This is a genomic window from Dactylosporangium sp. NPDC051485, assembly GCF_040682015.1.
Lineage (GTDB): Bacteria > Actinomycetota > Actinomycetes > Mycobacteriales > Micromonosporaceae > Dactylosporangium.
This window is the reverse complement of record NZ_JBFAZW010000073.1, coordinates 1-20,959: the sequence shown is the minus strand read 5'-3', so window position 1 is coordinate 20,959 and position 20,959 is coordinate 1. Positions and strand designations below refer to the sequence as shown.

23 protein-coding genes are annotated in these 20,959 nt (G+C 72.5%); 9 read left to right on the top strand and 14 right to left on the bottom strand.

Going from position 1 to position 20,959, the window contains the following annotated elements; translation table 11 throughout:
- Positions 1–6: 6 nt before the first annotated feature.
- The 3 genes from AB0M46_RS33770 to AB0M46_RS33760 form a co-directional block, all read right to left on the bottom strand.
- A complete protein-coding gene (locus AB0M46_RS33770) occupies positions 7–1,389 on the bottom strand; it encodes a PQQ-binding-like beta-propeller repeat protein (RefSeq protein WP_363342769.1) in 1,383 nt (460 codons plus the stop codon).
- A 687-nt stretch (positions 1,390–2,076) separates the two neighbouring features.
- Entirely contained in the window at positions 2,077–3,285 is a 1,209-nt protein-coding gene (gene fahA, locus AB0M46_RS33765) for a fumarylacetoacetase (RefSeq protein WP_363342767.1), read from the bottom strand.
- A complete protein-coding gene (locus AB0M46_RS33760; protein WP_363342765.1) occupies positions 3,282–4,169 on the bottom strand; it encodes a hypothetical protein in 888 nt (295 codons plus the stop codon). The genes fahA and AB0M46_RS33760 overlap by 4 nt, the downstream gene beginning before the upstream one ends.
- A gap of 78 nt (positions 4,170–4,247) precedes the next feature.
- Between AB0M46_RS33760 and AB0M46_RS33755 the strand changes: the two genes are divergently transcribed.
- A complete protein-coding gene (locus AB0M46_RS33755; protein WP_363342763.1) occupies positions 4,248–5,411 on the top strand; it encodes a homogentisate 1,2-dioxygenase domain-containing protein in 1,164 nt (387 codons plus the stop codon).
- On the opposite strand, the gene AB0M46_RS33750 is transcribed toward AB0M46_RS33755, so the two are convergent.
- Entirely contained in the window at positions 5,408–5,785 is a 378-nt protein-coding gene (locus AB0M46_RS33750; protein WP_363342761.1) for a PPOX class F420-dependent oxidoreductase, read from the bottom strand. The two genes, AB0M46_RS33755 and AB0M46_RS33750, sit on opposite strands and share 4 nt — an antisense overlap.
- Positions 5,786–6,262, bottom strand: a complete 477-nt coding sequence (gene ispF, locus AB0M46_RS33745) for a 2-C-methyl-D-erythritol 2,4-cyclodiphosphate synthase (RefSeq protein ID WP_363342844.1) — start codon at positions 6,260–6,262, stop codon at positions 5,786–5,788.
- Between the two features lie 102 nt (positions 6,263–6,364).
- Here ispF and AB0M46_RS33740 point away from each other — a divergent pair, with 102 nt between their 5' ends.
- Positions 6,365–7,078, top strand: a complete 714-nt coding sequence (locus AB0M46_RS33740; protein ID WP_363342759.1) for a VTT domain-containing protein — start codon at positions 6,365–6,367, stop codon at positions 7,076–7,078.
- Positions 7,079–7,365: 287 nt separating this feature from the next.
- Here the strand turns inward: AB0M46_RS33740 and ispD are convergent, their stop codons facing one another.
- The gene (ispD, locus tag AB0M46_RS33735) at positions 7,366–8,049 is read right to left on the bottom strand and encodes a 2-C-methyl-D-erythritol 4-phosphate cytidylyltransferase (RefSeq protein ID WP_363342757.1); all 684 of its coding nucleotides are present in this window, start codon (positions 8,047–8,049) and stop codon (positions 7,366–7,368) included.
- 39 nt (positions 8,050–8,088) lie between these two features.
- Positions 8,089–8,574, bottom strand: coding sequence for a CarD family transcriptional regulator (locus AB0M46_RS33730; protein ID WP_344617800.1), 486 nt, complete (start codon positions 8,572–8,574; stop codon positions 8,089–8,091).
- A gap of 365 nt (positions 8,575–8,939) precedes the next feature.
- Here AB0M46_RS33730 and AB0M46_RS33725 point away from each other — a divergent pair, with 365 nt between their 5' ends.
- Positions 8,940–9,695 (top strand): hypothetical protein, encoded by a 756-nt coding sequence (locus tag AB0M46_RS33725; RefSeq protein WP_363342755.1) that lies wholly within the window; start codon positions 8,940–8,942, stop codon positions 9,693–9,695.
- On the opposite strand, the gene AB0M46_RS33720 is transcribed toward AB0M46_RS33725, so the two are convergent.
- Together AB0M46_RS33720 and AB0M46_RS33715 are read right to left on the bottom strand one after the other, a co-directional pair.
- Entirely contained in the window at positions 9,681–10,697 is a 1,017-nt protein-coding gene (locus AB0M46_RS33720) for a type III polyketide synthase (RefSeq protein ID WP_363342843.1), read from the bottom strand. The two genes, AB0M46_RS33725 and AB0M46_RS33720, sit on opposite strands and share 15 nt — an antisense overlap.
- A 23-nt stretch (positions 10,698–10,720) precedes the next feature.
- Positions 10,721–11,428 carry a methyltransferase domain-containing protein gene (locus AB0M46_RS33715; protein ID WP_363342753.1) on the bottom strand — a complete coding sequence of 236 codons (708 nt, stop codon included), beginning with the start codon at positions 11,426–11,428 and terminating at the stop codon, positions 10,721–10,723.
- Between the two features lie 45 nt (positions 11,429–11,473).
- On the opposite strand from AB0M46_RS33715, the gene AB0M46_RS33710 reads away from it, so the two are divergent.
- The 3 genes from AB0M46_RS33710 to radA all read left to right on the top strand — a co-directional run bounded on the left by AB0M46_RS33710 (position 11,474) and on the right by radA (position 14,584).
- Positions 11,474–12,295, top strand: a complete 822-nt coding sequence (locus AB0M46_RS33710) for a UbiA family prenyltransferase (protein ID WP_363342752.1) — start codon at positions 11,474–11,476, stop codon at positions 12,293–12,295.
- Between the two features lie 85 nt (positions 12,296–12,380).
- Positions 12,381–13,142, top strand: a complete 762-nt coding sequence (locus AB0M46_RS33705) for a hypothetical protein (protein ID WP_363342750.1) — start codon at positions 12,381–12,383, stop codon at positions 13,140–13,142.
- Positions 13,143–13,180: 38 nt separating this feature from the next.
- Positions 13,181–14,584: a DNA repair protein RadA gene (gene radA, locus AB0M46_RS33700; protein ID WP_363342748.1), complete on the top strand. Its 1,404-nt coding sequence runs from the start codon at positions 13,181–13,183 to the stop codon at positions 14,582–14,584.
- Positions 14,585–14,657: 73 nt separating this feature from the next.
- Here the strand turns inward: radA and disA are convergent, their stop codons facing one another.
- The gene (gene disA / locus AB0M46_RS33695; RefSeq protein WP_363342842.1) at positions 14,658–15,710 is read right to left on the bottom strand and encodes a DNA integrity scanning diadenylate cyclase DisA; all 1,053 of its coding nucleotides are present in this window, start codon (positions 15,708–15,710) and stop codon (positions 14,658–14,660) included.
- A 102-nt stretch (positions 15,711–15,812) separates the two neighbouring features.
- On the opposite strand from disA, the gene AB0M46_RS33690 reads away from it, so the two are divergent.
- On the top strand, positions 15,813–15,941 hold the full coding sequence (locus tag AB0M46_RS33690; RefSeq protein WP_363342746.1) for a hypothetical protein: 129 nt from the start codon (positions 15,813–15,815) through the stop codon (positions 15,939–15,941).
- Here AB0M46_RS33690 and AB0M46_RS33685 read toward each other — a convergent pair.
- From AB0M46_RS33685 to AB0M46_RS33675, 3 genes are read right to left on the bottom strand one after another with little or no spacing between them, the layout of a single operon-like run.
- Positions 15,938–16,606 (bottom strand): hypothetical protein, encoded by a 669-nt coding sequence (locus AB0M46_RS33685; RefSeq protein ID WP_363342744.1) that lies wholly within the window; start codon positions 16,604–16,606, stop codon positions 15,938–15,940. The two genes, AB0M46_RS33690 and AB0M46_RS33685, sit on opposite strands and share 4 nt — an antisense overlap.
- A gap of 60 nt (positions 16,607–16,666) precedes the next feature.
- Complete coding sequence (locus AB0M46_RS33680; RefSeq protein ID WP_363342742.1) at positions 16,667–17,176, bottom strand: peptide deformylase; 510 nt, start codon at positions 17,174–17,176, stop codon at positions 16,667–16,669.
- A complete protein-coding gene (locus tag AB0M46_RS33675) occupies positions 17,173–17,682 on the bottom strand; it encodes an ACT domain-containing protein (protein ID WP_363342740.1) in 510 nt (169 codons plus the stop codon). Before AB0M46_RS33675 ends, AB0M46_RS33680 begins: the two co-directional genes overlap by 4 nt.
- Positions 17,683–17,698: 16 nt before the next feature.
- Here AB0M46_RS33675 and AB0M46_RS33670 point away from each other — a divergent pair, with 16 nt between their 5' ends.
- Together AB0M46_RS33670 and AB0M46_RS33665 are read left to right on the top strand one after the other, a co-directional pair.
- On the top strand, positions 17,699–18,586 hold the full coding sequence (locus AB0M46_RS33670; protein ID WP_363342840.1) for an A/G-specific adenine glycosylase: 888 nt from the start codon (positions 17,699–17,701) through the stop codon (positions 18,584–18,586).
- A gap of 90 nt (positions 18,587–18,676) precedes the next feature.
- A complete protein-coding gene (locus tag AB0M46_RS33665) occupies positions 18,677–19,627 on the top strand; it encodes a polysaccharide deacetylase family protein (RefSeq protein ID WP_363342738.1) in 951 nt (316 codons plus the stop codon).
- A 172-nt stretch (positions 19,628–19,799) separates the two neighbouring features.
- Here the strand turns inward: AB0M46_RS33665 and AB0M46_RS33660 are convergent, their stop codons facing one another.
- Complete coding sequence (locus AB0M46_RS33660) at positions 19,800–20,639, bottom strand: hypothetical protein (RefSeq protein ID WP_363342736.1); 840 nt, start codon at positions 20,637–20,639, stop codon at positions 19,800–19,802.
- Positions 20,640–20,959 lie beyond the last annotated feature (320 nt).

Here is a 20,959-nt window from a genome sequence, read left to right as displayed (position 1 = left end):
GGTGCTCTACCCGATCCCCACCAGCACGACGGTGTCCTGGCTGAAGTAGTACCGGTCGTCGATCTCCGACTCCTTGGTGTTCTGCAGCCGCTCGATCACCAGGTACCCCGCGTGCAGGTAGTACAGGCTGAAGACGAACCGGTCCGCGGGCCGGATGCGCAGCTCGGTGCTCGACGTGACCGCCCCGGTCTCCAGGTTGAGCACCAGCAGCTGGTACTCCCTGTTGATCACGTAGACGTTGCGCTGGTCGGCGCCGATGAGCTTCCCGGCGACCTCCGACATCCACAGCCGCTTGCCGGTCGCGCGGGAGAAGGCCCAGATGTACCCCCCGGTCATCTCCTGCGCGATCACGTCCCCGACCACCACCACGGTGTCCTTGTCCGCGACAGGCTCCGGCTTGACCACATGGTCGGCCCCGACCGACCAGTACGCCGCCGTGCCGGTCCCCACCCCGGAGGCCGCGTCGGTGTACGTCACGACGTCCCCGGTCGGCGCGGCCTTGAACAGCGCGCAGCCGGACCGCCCGAGCTGGCAGGACGTGGGCTCGACGAACCAGTTGCTGACGCTGTCGCTGCCGAGCGAGGCGCCGGGCGGCCGCCAGGTGCTGAGCGGGACCCCGCTGGCCGCGTCGTAGATCTCCAGCGTGGCCGGCTTCGCGCAGGTGTTCTTGGCGAAGTACAGCTCCGCGCTCGTCCAGTCGTTGGTCCGGCACCCGGGCTCGGCCGCGAACGACCGCGACCACCGGATGTCCCCGTTGACCGGGTCGATCCCCTGGACCACGTCCTTGCCGGTCGCGATCACGACCGGCTGCTTGTCCACCGCCGACGCCGACACGAACAGGTCCTCGGGCGCCCACACGGCCTTCGCCCCGGTCCGCCGCCCCTTGAACGACTCCCCGTCGGCCGGCTCGATCTTCGCCTGCCAGACGATGTCGCCCTTCTCGGCGTCCAGCGCGACGATCTCCCCGTCCGACCACTTGGTCACCACGACCGACATCCCGACCCCGCTGGCCGGCTTCTCCACCTCGACCATCGACACGACCTCGGCCGGCCACCGCCGGTACGACCAGTGCGGCGTGTTGATCCGCTGCGCCGTCACCGGCGTGTCCGCGAACACCCGCCACTGCTCGGCGTAGACCCGCAGCCGCCCCTCGACGATCAGCGGCGCCGACGCCAGCTCCGAGTACTGGATGGCCTTGATCGGCTCCGGCGACGGCACCGGCTTGTCGGCCCGGCTCACCGTCTCGGCCGGCTTCAACGTCCGGTACGCCGTGATCCCCATCGCCGCCGCCACCACGAGGACGAGCAGCCCCGTGCACACGAAGCGCACCGGCCGCGACCAGCTGCGCGGCGACACCAGCCGGCGCAGCCCCGCCCGAGCCGTCCCCATAACCACCTCCGCGGGGCACCATACCCGGCGTATGTCGCGATTCCCTCACGGCGACCGCCGGTCCGCAGAAGACTCACACCCGCCTCCCACCGCACCGTGACCAATCCCGCCCGCACGTCCCGCTCCGCGCCACCCGCCGGACTGCCGGCCCCGCCGCCCGCCGCACCCGCAACGGCCTGCGCCCCAGCGTGGCCAACGCCACGCTCCGCGCGTGCACCCATCAGCGCGGGTTGTCGAATCCGTGCTCGGAGGAGAAGTAGGCGGCCAGAACCGCCTGTGCGCCGGCGGACCAGTAGCCAGGTTCTCGTACAGGAAGTCGGGGTCCATGAGCGGGGGACCTCCCCCGGGGACACGGACGCTCACCCGCGAGGCGGACCCTCCCGCAAGGCCGGCATTCCCTGCGAGACGATCGCTCGCGGGACTGGCGGTCGCGGGCCGCGGACCCACCCGCGACGCCGGCACTCCCGCGAGGCCGGCGCTCCCGGGACGGGGCGCTTGCGAGGCCGATGCTGCCCGTCACGCGGGTGCTCGCCCGGCGGCCAGGGGGCTACTCCCCGGACCCCGGGCGCTCAGAGAGCAGCGTGGCCAGGGCGATGGTCTTGCCGGCCCCGCGCAGCTGCTCGAGGCGGCCGGGCTACCCCGCGGCGCGATCCCCCGTGGCTCAGTTTTCGTGCGACGCGGGCCCGGTCACTCGGGCTTGGTGATCGTGCCGGTCACCTCCCCGAAGCCGATGCGCGCGCCGCCCGGGCCCGGGGCGGTGCCGGTGATGGTCACGGTGTCCCCGTCGAGCAGGAACGTGCGGGTCGTGCCGTCGTCGAGCCGGACCGGCCGGGCGCCGTTCCAGGTGCGCTCGATGAAGGAGCCGGTCTGGTCGGGGGCCGGGCCGGAGACGGTGCCCGAGGCATACAGGTCGCCGGTGCGCACCCAGGCGCCGTTGACCGTCATGTGGGCCAGCTGCTGGGCGGGGGTCCAGTACAGGCCGGCGAACGGCGGCCGCGACACCGGGGTGCCGTTCCACCGGACCTCGAGGTCGATGTCGTACCCGTGGTGCTCCGCCGCCCGCAGGTAGGGCAACACCTCCGGCTCCTGCGCCGGCCCCGCCACCCGGGCCGCGTCGAGCGCGTCGAGCGGCACCACCCAGGGCGAGATCGACGTGCGGAAGGACTTGCCCAGGAACGGCCCCAGCGGCTGGTACTCCCACGCCTGCAGGTCCCGCGCCGACCAGTCGTTGACGAGCACCGCGCCGAACACGTGGGCCCGGAAGTCATCGACGGCGACCGGCCCCTCGGACGGCACCCCGACCACGAACCCGACCTCCGCCTCGACGTCCAGCCGCTGCGAGGGCCCGAACGCCGGCCCGGCCTCGTCGGGCGCCTTGCGCTGGCCGTGCGGGCGGGGGATGTCGGTGCCGGAGACGACCACCGTGCCGGCCCGCCCGTGGTAGCCGACGGGCAGGTGCTTCCAGTTGGGCAGCAGCGGCTCGCCGCCGGGCCGGAACAGGCGCCCGAGGTTGGTCGCGTGCTCCTGCGAGGAGTAGAAGTCGACGTAGTCGGCCACCTCGAACGGCAGCCCCAGCCGCACCCGCGCGATCGGCAGCAGCAGCGGCTCGACCACATCCCGGTGCCGCCCCGCGCTCAGCAGCTCGGTCAGCCGCTCCCGGACCCGGGCCCAGGCCGGCCGGCCGGCGCTCATGAACCGGTTGAGGGTGCCCTGCCCGAGCAACGCGCCGCCCGCGTCGACCAGCCCCCGCTCCTCGGCCGCGGCCAGGTTGAGGATCCGGTCGCCGATCCGCACCCCGGTCCCCCGGAACCGGTCCTGCCCGAACGCGCAGTACGGCAGGTTGTGCACCCCGAACGGGTCGTCGTCCGCCAGCTCCAGCCAGCCCGCCGCGCTCACCCCGCACCGCCCGGTGCAGAACCCGGCACGGTCGGAGGGTCGGGGGTGGGGCGCGGACGCTCCAGCAGGCCGAGGGCGACGAGGTCGGCCACCGGGTCCTGGACGCTGCAGCTGCCGAACGCCACCCAGAGCGGCCGCTCGCGACCCAGGGCCGGGCGGACCCGCTCGGCCAGCGGATACGGCTCGGTGACGGACAGCACGCCGGCCAGTTCGGCGGGCTCGGCGCCGTCGGCGGCGGCCAGCACCGCGGCCAGGATGTTGAGGAAGCCGTGGTGGACCAGGCCGGTCTCGGCGTCGGTGCGCCGGACCGCGTGGTGCAGGCCGGCGGTGAGCTTGAACGGCAGGCCGCGGTCGCGGCAGGCGCAGATGACGGCGGCGAGCTCCACCGGCGTCGGGAAGAGCTCCGCGGCGAGGCCGCCGGTGCGCAGCTTGGCGGCGATGGGCAGGCCCTCGGCGCGCAGCGCCGCGATGAGGTCGAGCGCGGACATCAGGCCCCAGGCGAGCGGCACCTCGAGGTACCACTGCCAAGGCTCCTCGCGCTTCCTCATGAGCGCGGCGAGCCGCTCGATGCCGGGGCGCGGGTCCTCGCCCCGCTTGGCCACCGGGCTCTCGATCTGGCAGGTGCCGGCGGGGAGGTCCCCCAGGGCGGCCTCGACCGAGCCGGGCTCCCCGACCAGCCCGACGGCGGTCCCCGGCGGGGCGACGGCGCGGAAGGCGTCGCGCTCGGCCACGGGGATCAGCAGCGGGCCGACGAGCGGCGCATACCAGGCCGCGCGGTGGTTCGCGTGCGCGGGCAAGGCGTCGGTGAGGGCCGCGCTCCCGGGCGGGAACACGGCGGCATCGTCGACCAGGGCGGTCAGCAGGGGTGGCACTGCGTTTGACACGGCTTCCGAATCTAGTGGACGCTTTACAGGGCGGACAACTTCGTCCGTTATCCGGACACTCCGCTTGGGAGGACCGTGATGCCGTACTACCGCCGCGTCGGCGAGGTGCCGCCGAAGCGCCACACCCAGTTTCGCCAGCCGGACGGCTCGTTGTTCGCCGAAGAGCTGATGGGGCAGGAGGGTTTTTCGAGCGACTCCTCGCTGCTCTACCACCGCCATCGACCGACGGCGATCATCTCGGCGGTCCCTTTCGACCCGCCGGCCTGGTCGCGGGTGCCGAACCGGCCGCTCAAGCCGCGCCACCTGCAGACCGGCAAGCTCGCCGGCGACAAGGTCGACGCGGTGCTCGGGCGCCAGCACCTGCTGGCCAACGACGACGTGCGGATCTCCTATGTGCAGGCCACGGAGCCGTCGCCGCTCTACCGCAACGCGGTCGGCGACGAGTGCCTCTACGTCTCGGCCGGGGCGCTCACCCTGGAGACCACCTTCGGCGTGCTCGAACTGACCGAGGGCGACTACGCGATCATCCCGACGTCGGTCATCCATCGGCTGGTGCCCAAGGACGGGCCGGTGAAGTTGCTGGCGATCGAGGCGACTGGACACATCGGACCCCCGCGGCGCTATCTCTCCGTGCGTGGACAGTTCCTGGAGCACGCCCCCTACTGCGAACGGGATCTGCGTGGCCCCTCGGCGCCCATCCTCGTGGAGGGGTACGACATTTCCGTGCTGGTGCAGCACCGGCGGGGCTGGACCGAGCACATTTACGCAAATCACCCGTTCGACGTCGTCGGGTGGGACGGGTGCGTGTACCCGTGGGCGTTCTCGATCCACGACTTCGAGCCGATCACCGGGCGCGTGCACCAGCCGCCGCCGGTGCACCAGACCTTCGAGGGCCCGAACTTCGTGATCTGCTCGTTCGTGCCGCGCAAGGTGGACTACCACCCGCTGGCCATCCCGGTGCCGTACAACCACCACAACGTCGACTCGGACGAGGTGCTGTTCTACACGGGCGGCAACTACGAGGCCCGGCGCGGATCGGGCATCGAGCAGGGCTCCATCTCGCTGCACCCGAGCGGCTTCACGCACGGACCGCAGCCGGGCGCGGTCGAACGTGCGATCGGCGCCGAGGCGTTCGACGAGCTGGCGGTCATGGTCGACACCTTCCGGCCGCTCGACCTGTGCGAGCCGGCGCTCACCATCGAGGACACCGGCTACGCATGGACCTGGTCGCGCAACGGTTAGTGTTCGGTGTACTTCGTGGCGCTCACCCGGCACACCACCCGCACGCTGTCGGGGTCGGGCTCGGCCCAGGGCTGGCCGACGTACGCCCGGCTGAGGTCGTCGATCAACGCCGGCCCGTCCTCCTCGGTGAGGGTGACCGTGCCGCGGACCTCGACGTAGCGGTACGGGTTCGCCGGGTCGTACACGCAGATCGACACCCGCGGGTCGCGCTCCATGTTCAGGGTCTTGCGCCGCCCGCGGATCGTCGAGAAGACGACGTCGCCGTCGTCGTGCTTGCCCCAGATCACGCTGCTCTGCGGGGCGCCGTCCGGGTTGAGCGTGCTCAGCACCAGGAACGCCCGGCGGTCGAGCAGCTCTTGCAGGGTGTCGTTCATCTACTCCTCCTTCTCGATCGGGTAGATCAACGCTACGGCGGAGGCGGCCAGCCCCTCACCCCGGCCGGTGAATCCGAGGCCGTCGGTGGTGGTGCCGGACAGCCGTACGGTGGCGCCGATCGCGTCGTGGAGGGTCTTCTCGGCCTCGGCGCGCCGGGTGCCGACCTTCGGCTTCACCCCGATGACCTGCACGGAGGCGTTGCCGATCTCGTAGCCGGCGGCGCGCACCCTGCGGGCCGTCTCGCGCAGCAGGGTGACGCCGGAGGCGCCGGCCCACTCCGGCCGCCCGGTGCCGAAGTTCGCCCCCAGATCCCCCAACCCGGCCGCGGACAGCAGCGCGTCGCAGATCGCGTGGGCGGCGACATCGCCGTCGGAGTGCCCGGCGAGCCCGTCGACGCCGTCCCACCTGAGGCCGGCGACCCAGCACTCGCGGCCGGATTCGAAGGCATGCACATCGGTGCCGTTGCCGATCAACATCACGTCGGCAGGGTACGACGTTCGGTTCGCGGCCGTGAACTTCCGGTTGCCGACGCGTCGCAGGGGTCGGCACGGTGGCACATCCGGCCTAGGCTGGGACGGGTGCGCAGCGACCTGACGACCCCGACGAGCCACAAGCCGTGGTGGCGCACCGGAGCCGCACTTCGCTTCGGTCTGCTGGCTCTCCTCGTGGCGACCCTGTCCGCGGTGATCATCATCGTTCACCCCAACAAGGCGTCCCTCATCCACGCGATCGGCCCGAACCACCCGATGGCCCCGTTCATCGCGGTCGCGGGCTCGGCCGTGTTGACCACGGCGCTGGCCCCCCGGACGCTGCTGGCCGGCGTGGGCGGCGTCCTCTTCGGCTTCGTGGGCGGCGCCGTCTACATCATGGTGGGCGTGACGCTGGGCGCGCTGATCGCGCACTCGATCGGCCGCCTGCTGGGCCGCGACTTCATGGCCCGCCACCTCAGCGGCCGCTTCCTGGCCATGGAGCAGGCCGTCGCCAAGCGCGGCATGCTGGCGATCGTGATCTCGCGGATGATCCCGGTGGTGCCCTTCGGCATCGCGAACTACGTCTTCGGCACGACGAGCGTGCGCACGCGCCCGTTCCTCGCCGGCACCGTCCTCGGCGCCCTGCCCGCCACCCTGGCCTACTCCGCCCTGGGCGCCGCGACGGCCCGCGGCGACGCGATGGGCATGTCCATCGCCGGCGTGATGATCGCCACCCTGGGCATCGGCGGCTCGATCGGCAGCTTCCTGCTGTGGCGCCGCCGCCCGCGCAAGTCCTGCGCCGGCGCCCCCGCCGCCGCCTAGTTTCCCGGCGCTTTTTACTGCCGCACGTGTACGGCGACCAGCCCAGCCAACAGCGCCCCCACCGACGACGAGGCGGGAGGGGCGCGGGCCGGCCGAGCGGCAGGTGAGCGCCGAAGATCCGGACGGTCATCGAGAACTCGGCGGAGAACCCGGCAAAAGCCGCATATCGATAAGTCGGGCGCTCCGCGCCGCGACTTATCGTATTTATAACCTGACAGGGTATAAGTCCGAAATGTCGTGGCGCGGCGCGCCCGACATTTCGTGCAAAACACCGGGAGTCCGGCGAATCAGAGCAGCAGCTCCGCCACGGCCAGGTCGAAGGGCCGGGTGATCTTCAGGGCCTCCTCGGCGCCCGGGACCGTGTGCACCGGGATGCCGATCCGCTCCGCCATCCCCGCGTCGTCCGTGTGCTCGTCCACGGCCGCCTCGTGCGCCTTGACCAGCGCGTCGCGCCGGAAGCCCTGGGGCGTCTGCACGGCCCGCAGCACGGAGCGATCCACGGTCTCCACCACGGAACCCGAATCGGAGACCCGCTTGATGGTGTCGACCACCGGTAGAACGGGTATGACCGCGCCGTGCCCCCCACGTACCGCCGCCGCAACCGACTCCACCAGCTCCGGTGGAGTCAGCGCCCGCGCGGCGTCATGGACCAGCACGATCTCGAAATCTTCCGGCACGGCGGCCAGCGCCGCGGCCACGGAGGCCTGCCGGGTGGCCCCGCCGGCGACGACCGTCACCGGCGCGACGGGCGCCAGGAGCGCGACCACGTCGGCGACCGCGTCGGCCGGCGCGGCGACCACGATGCAGCCGACGCTCGGCGCGAGCGCCAGGCGGCGCACGGCGTGCACGAGCAGTGGCTCGCCGCCCAAGAGGCGAAGTGCCTTGGGGCCGCCGGGTCCGAGTCGGATCCCCATGCCGGCCGCAGGCACGAGGACCGCGACGTCACCACGCACAGTCGCGTGCGCCGTCACGTCGCGGTCCTCGATCGAAGGGATAGCCGGGCTGGAATGTCAGGCCTCGGTCAGCACCTTGTCGAGCAGCGTCTCCGCCTCGTCCTTGGTGCTCTTCTCGGCGAGCGCCACCTCGCCGACAAGGATGTCCCGAGCCTTGGCAAGCATGCGCTTCTCGCCGGCCGACAGACCGCGCTCACGATCGCGACGCCACAGGTCACGCACGACCTCAGCGACCTTGAGCGGATTGCCGGAGGCCAGCTTCTCCAGATTCGCCTTGTACCGCCGCGACCAGTTGGTCGGCTCCTCGGTGTGCGGAGCGCGGAGGACGTCGAAGACCTTGGTCAGGCCTTCCTCGCCAACCACCTCGCGCACGCCGACGATTTCGGCGTTTTCGGCGGGCACCCGCACCGTCAGGTCACCCTGAGCGACCCTGAGGACGAGATACTGCTTCTCCTCGCCCCTGATGACGCGAGTCTCGATTGCCTCGATGAGTGCGGCCCCGTGGTGGGGGTAGACAACGGTCTCGCCGACACTGAAAACCATAGGTTCGAAACCCCTTTCGCTGTGTCTAGGGTAACACGGTCACGCGCTGTCGTCCCACCTCGGAGAGCAGCATTCGCGCAGGTCAGAACACATGTGAGTCCCCTTTCTCCCGCTTGACAGGAATCGTGGAACCTGCTCGGTAGCGGATCAACAACCCACCGCACGCACAAATGACCTGGCAGTCGGACATATCCGATTGATTACGGCAAGTGTCCCGCCGGGTGCGCGGGGCGTCCAGTACGAACACTCTGCGTGACTTGACCAGCAGCGGAGCGTAGATGGTACGCATAGAGCTCGATGGAGTCACCCTCTGGCGCGGAACCGTCGCGTGAGGGAAAGTTGAGGCAGGTGCGAGGAGAACAGCGATGGGCACGCTGCGCGATGACAACGGCGGTGGTGAGCGGCCACAAGAGGGCGGTGGCCTGCCCGACCTGCCGCCTGAGTGGGGAACGATCATCATTCCCGACGATGCCGGCGCACTCGATCGCGAAGGCGCTCCCATCCGCCGGCAATTCCGCAGGACGGCAATCCGCCGCCGCTGGCGCCGCCGGCTGCACCTGAGGCCCGAGCCCACCCGCCGGACCACGGACGATTCGCCGGGTCTCGCCGTACCCCTGCTGATCATGTCGATCGCCGTCATCGCGACGCTGGTGAGCCTGTTCGCGGTGGCGTGGCCCGGGCGGGCAGCGAAGACCGCCCCGCACGTCGGGCCGCCGACGACGGCGCCGGTCAGCGTCTCGCTGGCCGAGGTCAGCCTGGAGGCACCGGACGGCGCGCCGGTGTCGCTCAAGGGGCTCACCCCGGCGGTCATCCTGCTCGTCGAGGGCTGCAGCTGCGAGAAGCTGATCCGCAGTACCGCCGAGGCGGCCGCGGCGGCGGGGACGGTCAACGTGCTCGTGGTGGCCACCCGGGCGCCCACCCTGCCGGAGGGTCTCGGCTCGAAGGCGACCGTCCGCGCCCTGGCCGACCCCAACAACTCGGTGCGGGCCACGGTGCCGGCCCTGACCAACGACCGCACCAGCGCCGCGGTGCTGGTCAACGGCGACGGCCACACCGTCAAGGTGATCAAGGCCGTGACGACGCCGGACGACTTCAGCGCCGAGCTGTCACAGCTGAAGTAGCACGCCGTAGAGGGTGAGGCCGGGGCCGAAGGCCAGGGCCACCGTCGTGCGCGGCGGGCCGGCCGCGCGGCGGCGCAGGGCGTCGAGGATCAGCAGTACCGTCGGCGAGGAGCAGTTACCGTGCGCGGCCAGCGTGTCGCGGGACTCGGCCAGCGCCGACTCCGGCAGGGCGAGCCGGTCCCGCGCGACGTCGAGAATGCGGGGGCCGCCGGGGTGCACGGCCCAGCCGTCGACGTCCGCCGGGCTCAGCCCCACCGGCCCGAGCAGCCGCCCGACCAGGTCGGCCACGTAGATCGACAGCACGTCGGGGACCTTCGGCGACAGGCCCATGCGGAACCCGAGATCGGTGACGTCCCAGGTCATGTGGTCGGCGGTCGCGGTGTCGGTGACGGCGGCGATGTCGGTGACGCCGGCGCCGGCCGGGCCCGGTACCAGGACGACGGCCGCCGCGGCGTCGGAGAACAGGGCGTGGGCCACGATCTGCTGCGGGTCGTCGCTCGGCGGCTGCACATGCAGGCTGGTGAGCTCCAGGCAGAGCAGCACGGCGGGCCGGCCCCGCGACACGACGTAGTCCGATGCGGCGCCGAGCCCGGGCAGCGCGGCGTAGCAGCCCATGTGCCCGATGAACAGCCGCTGCGTGTCGGCCGCCATGCCCAGGTCGCGGGCCAGCAGGATGTCGAGGCCGGGCGTGGCGTAGCCGGTGCAGGAGCACACGACGAACAGCCCGATCTCGTCCGGGCGCAGGCCGGCGGCGTCCAGCGCGCCGGCGACGGCGTCCTTGCCCAGCGGGAGGGCCTCGGTGAGGTACCGCCCCATGCGCCTCGCCGTCGACCACGACGACGCGTCCTCGACCAGCGGGTTCACCGCGGCGTGCCGGGTGACGACGCCGGAGTTGGCGAAGATCCGCTTGGCCAGCCCGCGCCGGGGCCCGTCGTAGTGCCGCTGGAAGTACCCGTCCCACGCCTCGTCCTGGCGCATCGTTCCGGGATAGGTCACGTGCATGCCCGCGATGGCGGCACCCGTCACTAGGTCCCCTTCCTGCCGCGACCCTGGTAGAGAATCGCGGTCGAGAACGTCGGCACGATCGGCACGGGGTTGCGGCGGGTCACCAGCCAGCGGGCGAGCGAGGGCAGGGTCGGGCGGACGCCCCGCACGTCGAGCGCCACGCCGTGGCGGGCGCACTCGCGGCGCAGCCGCCGCGGGTCGACGAACAGGGCCGGGTCGTGGATGCCGCGCACGGCGGGCAGCAGCGCCTCGGCCAGCCGCACCGCGACCAGGCGGGACAGCGCCGTGTCGGCCAGGGTGTCGAGCACCAGCCAGCCGCCCGGGCGCAGGATCCGGCAGGCCTCGGCGACCACGGCCGGCAGGTCGGGGACGTGCTCCAGCAGTTCGCCGGCGCTCACCACGTCGGCGCAGCCGTCGGCCAGGGGCAGGCGCCGCACGTCGGCGCGCACCGGCACGACGCCGTGCGCGGCGGCCTGCTCGAGGCCGGAGGCGATCAGGTCGACGCCGACGTGGACGTACCCCTTGCCGGCGATGTGCGGGGCGAGCAGCCCGCCGCCGCAGCCCAGGTCGACCAGCACGGCGCCGGGGCGCTGCGCGGGCGGTATCAGCCGCGCACGGGCCCGGGCCAGCCAGTACAGCATCGACAGCGGGCTGCCCGGGCGCCACCACTCGCCGGCCAGCTCGTCGTACTGACCGGGGTCATTGCGAGCCCGCCGCGCCGAGCGCATGAGATGAGCCTGACATGGAACCCCTTTGACGGCCACACTTGCCGAATGTCGGTTGCGATCTCGCTACTACGGGCGAGCCATCCGGAGCCCGCGGCCGGCGTCACCGCGGTGGCCGCCCTGCTGTCCATCGGCCTCGACCGATCGGCGTCCGGCGTCGTCGCGGCGGCCGCGGCGGTACTGGCGAGCCAGCTCTGCATCGGGTGGGTCAACGACGCCCTCGACGCGCCCCGCGACGCCGCCGCCGGGCGCACGGACAAGCCGGTCGCGGCCGGGAAGGTCTCCCGCCGCCTGGTGTTCGCCCTCGGCGCGCTGGCCGCGGTCGCGTGCGTGCCGCTGGGCTTCCTCTCGGGCCCCCGGGCGGGGCTCGTCGGCGCGCTGGCGCTGGCCTCGGCGCTGCTCTACGACTGGCCGCTGAAGTCGACGCCGGTGTCGGTGCTGCCGTACGCGGTGTCGTTCACCTGCCTGCCGGCGTTCGTGGTGCTCGGTGCGGGCAAGACGCCACCGCTGTGGCTGCTGGCCGCCGGCGGCCTGCTCGGCGCGGGCGCCCACTTCGTCAACACGCTGCCCGACCTCGACGACGACGCGCGGACGGGGGTGCGCGGCCTGCCGCACCTGCTCGGGCGGCGCGGGTCGCTGGCGGCCGCCGCCGGGCTGCTGCTCGCGGCGACCGCGGCGCTCGCGTTCGGGCCGCCGGGGCCGCCGCCGGTGCTGTTCTGGCCGGCCCTCGCGGCCGCGCTCATCGCCCTTTCCTGGGGCTGGTACCGCATGAGCCGCGACCCCGCGTCGCGGGCCCCCTTCCTGTCCGTCATCGCGGTGGCGTTGATCGATGTGGTATTTCTCCTGATCAGCGGCCTGAATCTGGATTGAGTCACCATTGCCAGGGTGGGCGTAATCGGCCGATCAACGGCATCTAGGCTGTAGTGCGGCCACCCCTTGATTTGGAGGACCCAAGGTGACGCGTTCGATTCCGGCCACGCCGTTGACTGGCCGCCGCACGGTGCTGCGCGCCGCGCTCCTGGCATCGGCCGCACTCGGCGTCGGCCTGCTCTCCGCCTGCGGGTCCGGGCAGATCACCCAGACCGACGCCCAGGTCCCCGCCGTCCCCGGGATCAACGCGAACAGCAAGGACGGCCTGATCGCGCTCCGCGACGGGGTCGTGGTCTACGCCGACCAGTACAAGCCGGGCTCGACCGTCCCGATCAACGTGCGGCTGTTCAACAACAGCACCCAGGCCGTCAAGCTCACCGGCGTGACCAGCGACAACGGCACGTTCGTGCTGGTCGGCGGCACGAAGGCCGCGGCCGCCGCCGCGTCGCCGAGCCCGTCCTCAACGCACGCCGGCGCCTCGCCGACCCTGTCCGGCACGAAGAAGCCCTCCGCCGGCGCGTCGTCGTCCGAGTCGGCGGTGGCCGAGTCCGAGGCCCCGAGCGCGGCGCCGGCGCCGACCTCGGCCGGCTCCTCGGAGATCTCCGTGCCGATCCCGGTGGCCGGCATCGTCGTGCTGAGCCACAACAGCGGCACCTACCTGGCCGTGGACAAGCTGTCCGGCGCCCCGCTGCTGTCCGGCGGCTCGCTGAAGAACGTGAAGTTCACCTTCACCTACGCCGACGGCAAGACCACCACCATCGAGCTGCAGAACCTGCCGATGACCACGCCGCTCACCCCGCTGCCGAAGCCCAGCCCGGTCGTGAAGCACGAGAACGGCGGCGAGTGACCCACGTTTTTGTCATACCCCTCCGTTAGCTTCAGGGTGTGACGAAGACCAGGTCCGCGACCTTCGAATGCGACGTCTGCGGGCATCGGCCTCCCAAGTGGATGGGCCGGTGCCCGGAGTGCGGTGAGTGGGGAGCCATCCTCGAGCTCGCCGGGGGCGCCGCGGCCGGCCCGGTCGCCCTGCGGGCCGTGCCCTCCCGGGCCCCGCTCGAGCCGGCCCGCCCGATCGCCGAGATCAGCGCCGCCCCGGCCAAGGCCCGCCCGACCGGCGTCGGCGAGTTCGACCGGGTCCTCGGCGGCGGCATCGTCCCCGGCGGCGTGGTCCTCCTGGCCGGCGAGCCCGGCGTCGGCAAGTCCACGCTCCTGCTCGACGTGGCCCAGCAGTGGGCCGTGCAGGGCGAGAGCCCCTCGCTTGTGGTCAGCGGCGAGGAGTCGACCAGTCAGGTCCGGCTGCGGGCCGAGCGCATCGGCGCCCTCCACGAGCGGCTCTACCTGGCCTCCGAGACCGACCTGTCCGCGGTGCTGGGCCACCTCGACGCGGTCAAGCCCGGCCTGCTCATCCTCGACTCGGTGCAGACCGTCTCGGCCCCCGGCGTCGACGGCGTGGCCGGGGGCGTCACCCAGGTCCGCGCGGTCACCGCGGCCCTGGTCGCCGTGGCCAAGGAGCGGGGCCTCGCGACCGTGCTCGTGGGGCACGTCACCAAGGACGGCAACGTCGCCGGCCCCCGCGTCCTGGAGCACCTCGTCGACGTGGTCCTCAACTTCGAGGGCGACAAGCACTCCTCGCTGCGGATGGTCCGCGGCCTGAAGAACCGCTTCGGCGCCGCCGACGAGGTCGGCTGCTTCGAGATGCACGAGGGCGGGATCACCAGCCTCCCCGACCCGAGCGGCCTGTTCCTGACCCGCTACGCCGACGCCGTCTCCGGCACCTGCGTCTGCGTCGCCATGGAGGGCCGCCGGGCCCTCGTCACCGAGGTGCAGACCCTGATCGGGGCCCAGATGCCGGGGTCGCCGCGGCGCACGGTGAGCGGCCTCGACTCGGCCCGCCTGGCCATGGTGCTGGCGGTGCTGCAGCGGCGGGCGGGCATCCAGCTGCACGACCGGGAGGTGTATGCGGCGACCGTCGGCGGACTGCGGGTCACCGAGCCCGCCGCGGACATGGCCCTGGCCCTTGCGGCGGCGTCCGCGGCCCACGAGCTGCCCATGCCGCCCGACCTCGTAGCGATCGGTGAGGTCGGGCTCACGGGTGAGGTGCGCCGGGTGGGCGCGGTTCCGCGGCGGCTGGCGGAGGCGGCGCGCCTGGGCTTCCGCTTCGCGCTGGTGCCACCCGGCTGCGGCCCGGCCGCGACCGGGGTCACGCCGCCGGGAATGCGGGTCCTGGAGGTCAACGACGTCCGGACGGCACTGCACTACGCGGTGAAGGCAACCGCCGAGGACGTCTAGGGGGCCTGTTTCATCACTGGGGTAGGAGCGGAATGCGAAGTCCAGACACGGACGTGCGCAGCAGGATGAGGCCCTAGACGTAGCGTTCGAGGATCGAGGCCTCGGCCAGGCGGGAGAGGCCCTCGCGGACGCCCCTCGCCCTCGCGTCGCCCACGCCCTCCACGGCCTGAAGGTCCTCCACGGTGGCGCCCAGCAGGCGCTGCAGGCTGCCGAAGTGCTCCACCAGGCGTTCCACCACCAGGGACGGCAGCCGCGGGACCTTGGCCAGCAGGCGGAAGCCGCGCGGGGAGACGGCGGCGTCCAGCGCGTCGCTGGCGCCCGGATAGCCCAGGGACTTGGCCACGGCCACCAGGTCGATGAGCTCCGTGGCCGAGAGGGCGTCGAGCTCCTCGGTGGCGTCGTCCGAGGAGCGGGCGCGGCGGCCGGTCGGGACGTAGTCGCGGATGACCAGGGTGCGGTCGGCCTCGACCCCGGCCATCAGCTCCTCGAGCTGGAGGGCCAGGAGGCGGCCGTCGGTGCCCAGCTCGACGACGTAGCCGGCGATCTCGTCGGCGATGCGGCGCACCATCTCCAGGCGCTGGACGACGGCCACGGCGTCGCGGACCGTCACCAGGTCCTCGATCTCCAGGGCGGAGAGGGTGCCGCTCACCTCGTCCAGGCGGAGCTTGTACCGCTCCAGCGTGGCCAGGGCCTGGTTGGCCTTCGAAAGGATGGCGGCGGAGTCGTCGAGGACGTGGCGCTGGCCGTTGACGTACAGGCCGATGATGCGCATCGACTGGCTCACCGAGATGACGGGATACCCGGTCTGCTTGGCCACGCGCTCGGCGGTGCGGTGCCGGGTGCCGGACTCCTCGGACGGGATCGTCGGGTCGGGCATGAGGTGGACGGCCGCGCGAACGATTCTGGTGCCGTCACTCGACAGGACTACGGCGCCGTCCATCTTGCACAGCTCGCGGAGGCGGGTGGCGGAGAACTCCACGTCGAGGGGGAAGCCGCCGGTGCAGAGCTGCTCGACGACGCGATCGTGGCCGAGCACGATGAGGGCGCCCGTGCGGCCGCGCAGGATGCGCTCCAGGCCGTCGCGCAGGGCGGTGCCCGGGGCCATGAGGGCCAGCGTGGCGCGCATTGGGTCGGCGCCGGGCAGAGCGGCGGCCCAGCCCCCGATGAGGCCGGTGTTGGCGCCGCCCCTGCCGGGCTCGCGGTCAATCGGCACCTGCACAGTCTACGGATGGTCGGACATCCGATGCTGGTGCGGTATCGACCCGGCCCGCAGAGCAGCCCCGAGGGGCAGCTGGCCGAGCTCGCCGCCTTCGCCCCTGACCAGGTGCTGATCGCGAACAACCTCGACAAGGGTTAGGTCAGCTGGACCTGCACCGGCTCGCTGATCTTGGTGCCGAGGCGGCCGACGAGGCCGTACTTGCCGGCCGGTGGGGTGGCCTTGTTGGCGCAGCCGGCGTTGGTCGCCTTGCCGTTCCAGACGTTGGTGAACGACACCTCGATCGAGGGCTTCAGCACCGCCATCTGGGTGCCCTTCGGCGCGTCGCAGTCGTCCGAGGACCACATCTTGACGGCGCCGACGGTGAGGTACAACTCCTGGGCATCGGCGCCGATGTCCCGCACGCAGTCGTGGGTCGTGGTGTTCTTGATCTTCAGCATGAACTTCAGGTAAGCGCCGCGGAACTGCACCACCTGGTCCGGCGTGGCCACGACCGACAGGTCGGCGTCGGCGCACGGCGGCACGGTCGCGAAGGCGGGCGCGGCGGGCGACGTCGTGGCCGGCGGGCCGGACGTCGTCGTGGCGCCCGGGTCGCCCGTCGTCGGGACCTGGATCGTCACGGACGGTGCCGCCGGGGCGGACGTGGGAGCACCGCCGGACGCCGACGACGCGGTCTTCCTGTCACTCGGGTCGCTGCCGCCGCACGAGGTCCACAGCAGCACCGCAGCGACCAGGATCACCCCGCCGACGATCGCTCGGCGCCGCCAGTAGACGCCGGCGGGGTGTCGGCCAACCGTCAGCTTCATGATGCACTCACCGTATCGGGGGAACGGCGAGTGATCGGGGCGGCGCGCCGAGTAGACGGCTCAGAGATAGACCTTGCGGGCATACACGGCGTGCGCGCCCGCGACCCGGTCGAGGAAGATCAGCCCGGCGCAGTGGTCGATCTCGTGCTGCAGTGCACGGGCCTCGAAGGCGTCGGTGACGATCTCCATCTCTTCGGTACTGCCCGGAGCGAAGCCGGCCACGACCAGTCGGTTGGCCCGCTTGACGTCGCCGGTGAGGTCGGGCACGGACATGCAGCCCTCGCGCCCCTTCTGCCACTGCGACGCCTCGACGACCCGCGCATTGCACAGCACGAACGCGCCGTGCGTCGTGCGGGCCTTCGGGTGGCCGGTGACGTCCACGGCGAAGACCTGGGCGCTCACCCCCAGCTGCGGCGCGGCCAGCCCGACGCAGCCCGGCGACACCTGCATCGTCGCCACAAGGTCCTCGGCGAGCTGCAGGATCTTCGGATCGGTCGGGTCGACCGGCTCGCCGGGGGTGCCCAGCACCGTGTCGGGCGCGCGGACGACCGGACGAACGGCGCCGGTCACAGCACGTCCGCGTCGGCCGGACGCAGGGTCACGTCGACGCCGAGGCGCTGCGCGGCCGCGCGGACGGCGACGTCGAGGACCGCCGGGTCAGCGACGTCGAGCTCGGCGACCACGACGTACAGGCTCCCGGACAGCCGGGTCGTGAGGTCCGTGATGTTGCCGCCGGACTCGGCCACGGCCCGCGCGATCGTCGCCACGATGCCGAGGCGGTCGGCGCCGTGCAGGGTGAGCACGTAGTGGCTGCCGGCCGGCTCGTGGGCCGGCTCCTCGACGACCCCGCGGACGCTCACCAGCAGCGTCCGGTCGGTGGTCAGCGGCTCGAGCGCCGCCTCGACGTCCTCGGCGGTGGGCGGGCCCGCGCAGACCAGCGTCATCGCGAAGTGCCCGCGCAGCCGGGTCATCGTCGAGTCGGTGAGGTTGAGGCCCAGCCGGGCCAGGATCTCGGCGACGTCGGCGATGATGCCTGGCCGGTCGTGGCCGATGACCGTGACGGCGAACTCGTTCACCGTCTTATCCTTGCGTATCGCCATCGAATCGAACACACAGACCACCGTCGCGTCGATCGTCACGCGATGGTATGGGGCCAACGCCCGCGACCTCGCCTGGCGCCGGCCGGGCGCCTCGCCCTGGGGCGTGCTGGTATCCGAGGTGATGCTGCAGCAGACCCAGGTGTCCCGGGTGGAGCCGGCGTGGCAGCGGTGGATGGAGCGCTGGCCGACGCCCGCGCACCTGGCCGCCGACCCGCCCGGCGAGGCGATCCGGGCCTGGGACCGGCTCGGCTACCCGCGCCGCGCGCTGCGCCTGCACGCCTGCGCCGCGGCGATCGTGGAGCGGCACGGCGGCGAGGTCCCCGACGACGTCGAGGCGCTGCTCGCGCTGCCCGGCATCGGCACGTACACGGCCCGTGCGGTGGCCGCCTTCGCCTTCCGCCAGCGCCACCCGGTGGTCGACACCAACGTGCGCCGGGTGGTGGCCCGAGCGGTGGCCGGCGAGGCCGACGGCGGCGCCAACACCACCCCGGCCGACCTGCGGGCCGTCGAGGCGCTGCTGCCCGGCGACGAGGAGGCCGCGGCCCGCGCCTCGATCGCGTTCATGGAGCTCGGCGCGATCGTCTGCACGGCCCGCGCCCCGCGCTGCGAGGAGTGCCCGCTTACCGGCGCCTGCGCGTGGCGGCTGGCCGGATCGCCGCCGTCGGAGGGGCCGTCGAGACGTTCCCAGCGGTACCACGGGACAGACCGATACGTGCGAGGGCTGCTCATGGCCGTGCTGCGGGCCAGCGACGACCCGGTCCCGGCGGAGCACCTCGACGCCGTCTGGCCGGACGCCGATCAACGCCGCCGCGCCCTCGACGGGCTGCTCACGGACGGTCTCGTGCGACAGCGGGACAAGACGTTCACACTGCCGGGCTAGGTTGCGCGCCGCCGGGGTGGGCTTGTTCACCGGCATGGATACCCCAAACGGGTACTCCGCACCACGTTTCATCTCGATAGGCTCAGTTCCGTGCTCTCCACCGCCCGGCCCCGCCGCGTCGCCGCACTCATCGGCGCCTGCCTCGCACTGGCCGTCGCGCTCACCGCCTGCGGCGACAAGAACACGGGCCACTCCCAGGCGAATGGCGCCGGCACCACGACCGCCGCCCCGTCCGCCAGCCCCTCCACCGGTCCCTCCGTCGGCCCGTCCGACGACGACACCGACGACCCCGACGACTCCCCCACCGCGCCGCGGTCCACCGGCGGCCAGTCGTCCCCGAAGCCCTCGGCGTCGAAGAGCACGGCCGCCGCGCCGCCGGGCACCACCTATGCCGACCGCCTCCCGAAGTTCGGCTCGCCCCCGCCCCCGCACCGGATCAACCTCCCGGAGGGCGCCGGCGTCCCCTACTACGCGCGCATCCCGACCGACCAGCCGGTGGCCTTCCTGACCATCGACGACGGCTGGGTGAAGCACCCAGAGGCCCTCGAGCTGCTGCGCGAGTCGGGCGTGAAGGTCACGATCTTCCTGACCATCAATGCAATCAAGGACAATCCGGCGTACTTCAAGCAGCTGCGCGACGCCGGCGCCGACATCGAGGCGCACACCCTGACCCACCCGGAGCTCAAGGGCAAGTCCTACGACTTCCAGCGCCGCGAGATCTGCGGCTCGGCCGACCAGCTGGGCCAGCTCTACGGCCGCCGCCCCACCCTGTTCCGCCCGCCCTTCGGCGACAAGGACGCCACCACGCTGAAGGTCGCCCGCGACTGCGGCCTGCAGGCCGGCTTCTTCTGGAAGGAGACCGTCGACAAGGGCATCGTGCGCTACCAGGAGGGCAACACGGTCAAGCAGGGCGACATCATCCTGATGCACTTCCGGGACCGCTTCGTCGACGACTTCATCGCGGCCCTGCAGGCCATCTCCGCCGCCGGCCTGACCCCGGCCCTGCTGACCGACTACATGCCGGCCCCGCCCCACGCCTGACCCATCCCCCACCCCGTCAGCGGCTCCCAGCGCCGCCGGCCGGCATTCGTCTACACGCCGCCCGCCCGTGACTCATCCCCCACCGCGTCAACGGCTCCCAGCGTCGCCACGCCTGACCCATCCCCCACTGTGTCAGCAGATCCCAGCGCCGCCGGCCCGGCATTCGTCTCGGCTATTCGGCAGGACCCCGGGGCACGAACCCGGCGGCGCGGCGCCGCGCCTCGGACGCGTACGTGGCGCGCAGCGCCGCCACCTCGGCTTCCGGCATCGGCAGCGCGCGCACGACGGCGGCCCGCCACGAGTCGGCCACGGCGAACCAGCCGGGTCGGCAGGAGAGCCCGTGCATGAAGGGCGGCACAGCGGCGAGATCCTCGGTGACGTCGAGCCGATCGGCGAGCCGGGCGTCGACGGCGGGCACCCGGGCCAGCCGGCGCAGCACCTCCCGGTCGCCGTCGTCGAGGCCGTCGATCACGGCGCCGAGGAGGTACTCCTCCAGCCGCTCCTCCACGCGCGCCAAGTTCCGCAACCGCTGATGGCGTTCACCGGCCGGGTGCTGCGCCAGCCACACTCCCGCCAGCGCCACGAGCGCCGGCCAGCCGTGCAGCAGCAGGTGCAGGTCGGGCGCCAGCTCGTCGGCCGCCTCGGCGTCGCCAAACGCCCCCGCTAGCACCTGGTACGTCTCGTCCTCCGCGAACGCCAACTCCCACGCCGAGATCCGCAGGGCCTCTTCCACCCCGGGGTCCTCGTCGGCGGCCACCACCACGCAGTCCCGCCGGGCCAATCGGCGAAGGAGCGCCCCATCGGCGGCGGTGACCCCGTCGACGGCCAACGGCCCGCCGACCGCCACCCCGCCGGCCGTGACCACCGCGCCGTCGGCCGAAACCCGGAGCCCGGATGCGTCGACCATGATCCCGTTGCGGGCGGCCACCCAGGCGTCGAGCAGCGTGCTCTTTCCCGCCCCGGCGCCTCCGTACAGCACGACCATCCGGCCCGCGCCATCGAGCACGCGCATGAGGCCCGGCCGCGGAATTGGCCGTACCGCACCCCGGCGTCCAAATCGTCCGGACCCGAACGACTGCCGCCCCTTGCTCACGACCGGCAACATACCCGCCGCCCCTGGGAGAGACGCACCCTGCAACCCCCCTCATCGAATCCCTATGGCAGTTAGCCACAACGCCAGGGCTACAAGGCTAGGGTCAGGAAAGCCATGATTACTGATATACCGGACATTTCTCCTGGCGGTGGTTTCCAGGGGTCGTTGCAACACGGCGTTTCAGTTGGTGGTGAGGAACTGGGCGAGGCGTTCGGCTGGGGTGTCCCAGCCGAGGGTTT

Bases quoted from the DNA above. Each gene is read 5' to 3' on its own strand.
- AB0M46_RS33755 (WP_363342763.1), top strand. From the start codon at position 4,248: ATGCCGTACTACCGCCGCGTCGGCGAGGTGCCGCCGAAGCGCCACACC.
- AB0M46_RS33725 (WP_363342755.1), top strand. From the start codon at position 8,940: ATGGGCACGCTGCGCGATGACAACGGCGGTGGTGAGCGGCCACAAGAG.
- AB0M46_RS33730 (WP_344617800.1), bottom strand. From the start codon at position 8,574: ATGGTTTTCAGTGTCGGCGAGACCGTTGTCTACCCCCACCACGGGGCC.
- AB0M46_RS33710 (WP_363342752.1), top strand. From the start codon at position 11,474: ATGTCGGTTGCGATCTCGCTACTACGGGCGAGCCATCCGGAGCCCGCG.
- AB0M46_RS33690 (WP_363342746.1), top strand. From the start codon at position 15,813: ATGGTCGGACATCCGATGCTGGTGCGGTATCGACCCGGCCCGCAGAGC.
- AB0M46_RS33770 (WP_363342769.1), bottom strand. From the start codon at position 1,389: ATGGGGACGGCTCGGGCGGGGCTGCGCCGGCTGGTGTCGCCGCGCAGC.
- AB0M46_RS33715 (WP_363342753.1), bottom strand. From the start codon at position 11,428: ATGCGCTCGGCGCGGCGGGCTCGCAATGACCCCGGTCAGTACGACGAG.
- AB0M46_RS33720 (WP_363342843.1), bottom strand. From the start codon at position 10,697: ATGCACGTGACCTATCCCGGAACGATGCGCCAGGACGAGGCGTGGGAC.
- AB0M46_RS33660 (WP_363342736.1), bottom strand. From the start codon at position 20,639: ATGCGCGTGCTCGATGGCGCGGGCCGGATGGTCGTGCTGTACGGAGGC.
- AB0M46_RS33750 (WP_363342761.1), bottom strand. From the start codon at position 5,785: ATGAACGACACCCTGCAAGAGCTGCTCGACCGCCGGGCGTTCCTGGTG.
- disA (WP_363342842.1), bottom strand. From the start codon at position 15,710: ATGCGCGCCACGCTGGCCCTCATGGCCCCGGGCACCGCCCTGCGCGAC.
- ispF (WP_363342844.1), bottom strand. From the start codon at position 6,262: ATGTTGATCGGCAACGGCACCGATGTGCATGCCTTCGAATCCGGCCGC.
- AB0M46_RS33685 (WP_363342744.1), bottom strand. From the start codon at position 16,606: ATGAAGCTGACGGTTGGCCGACACCCCGCCGGCGTCTACTGGCGGCGC.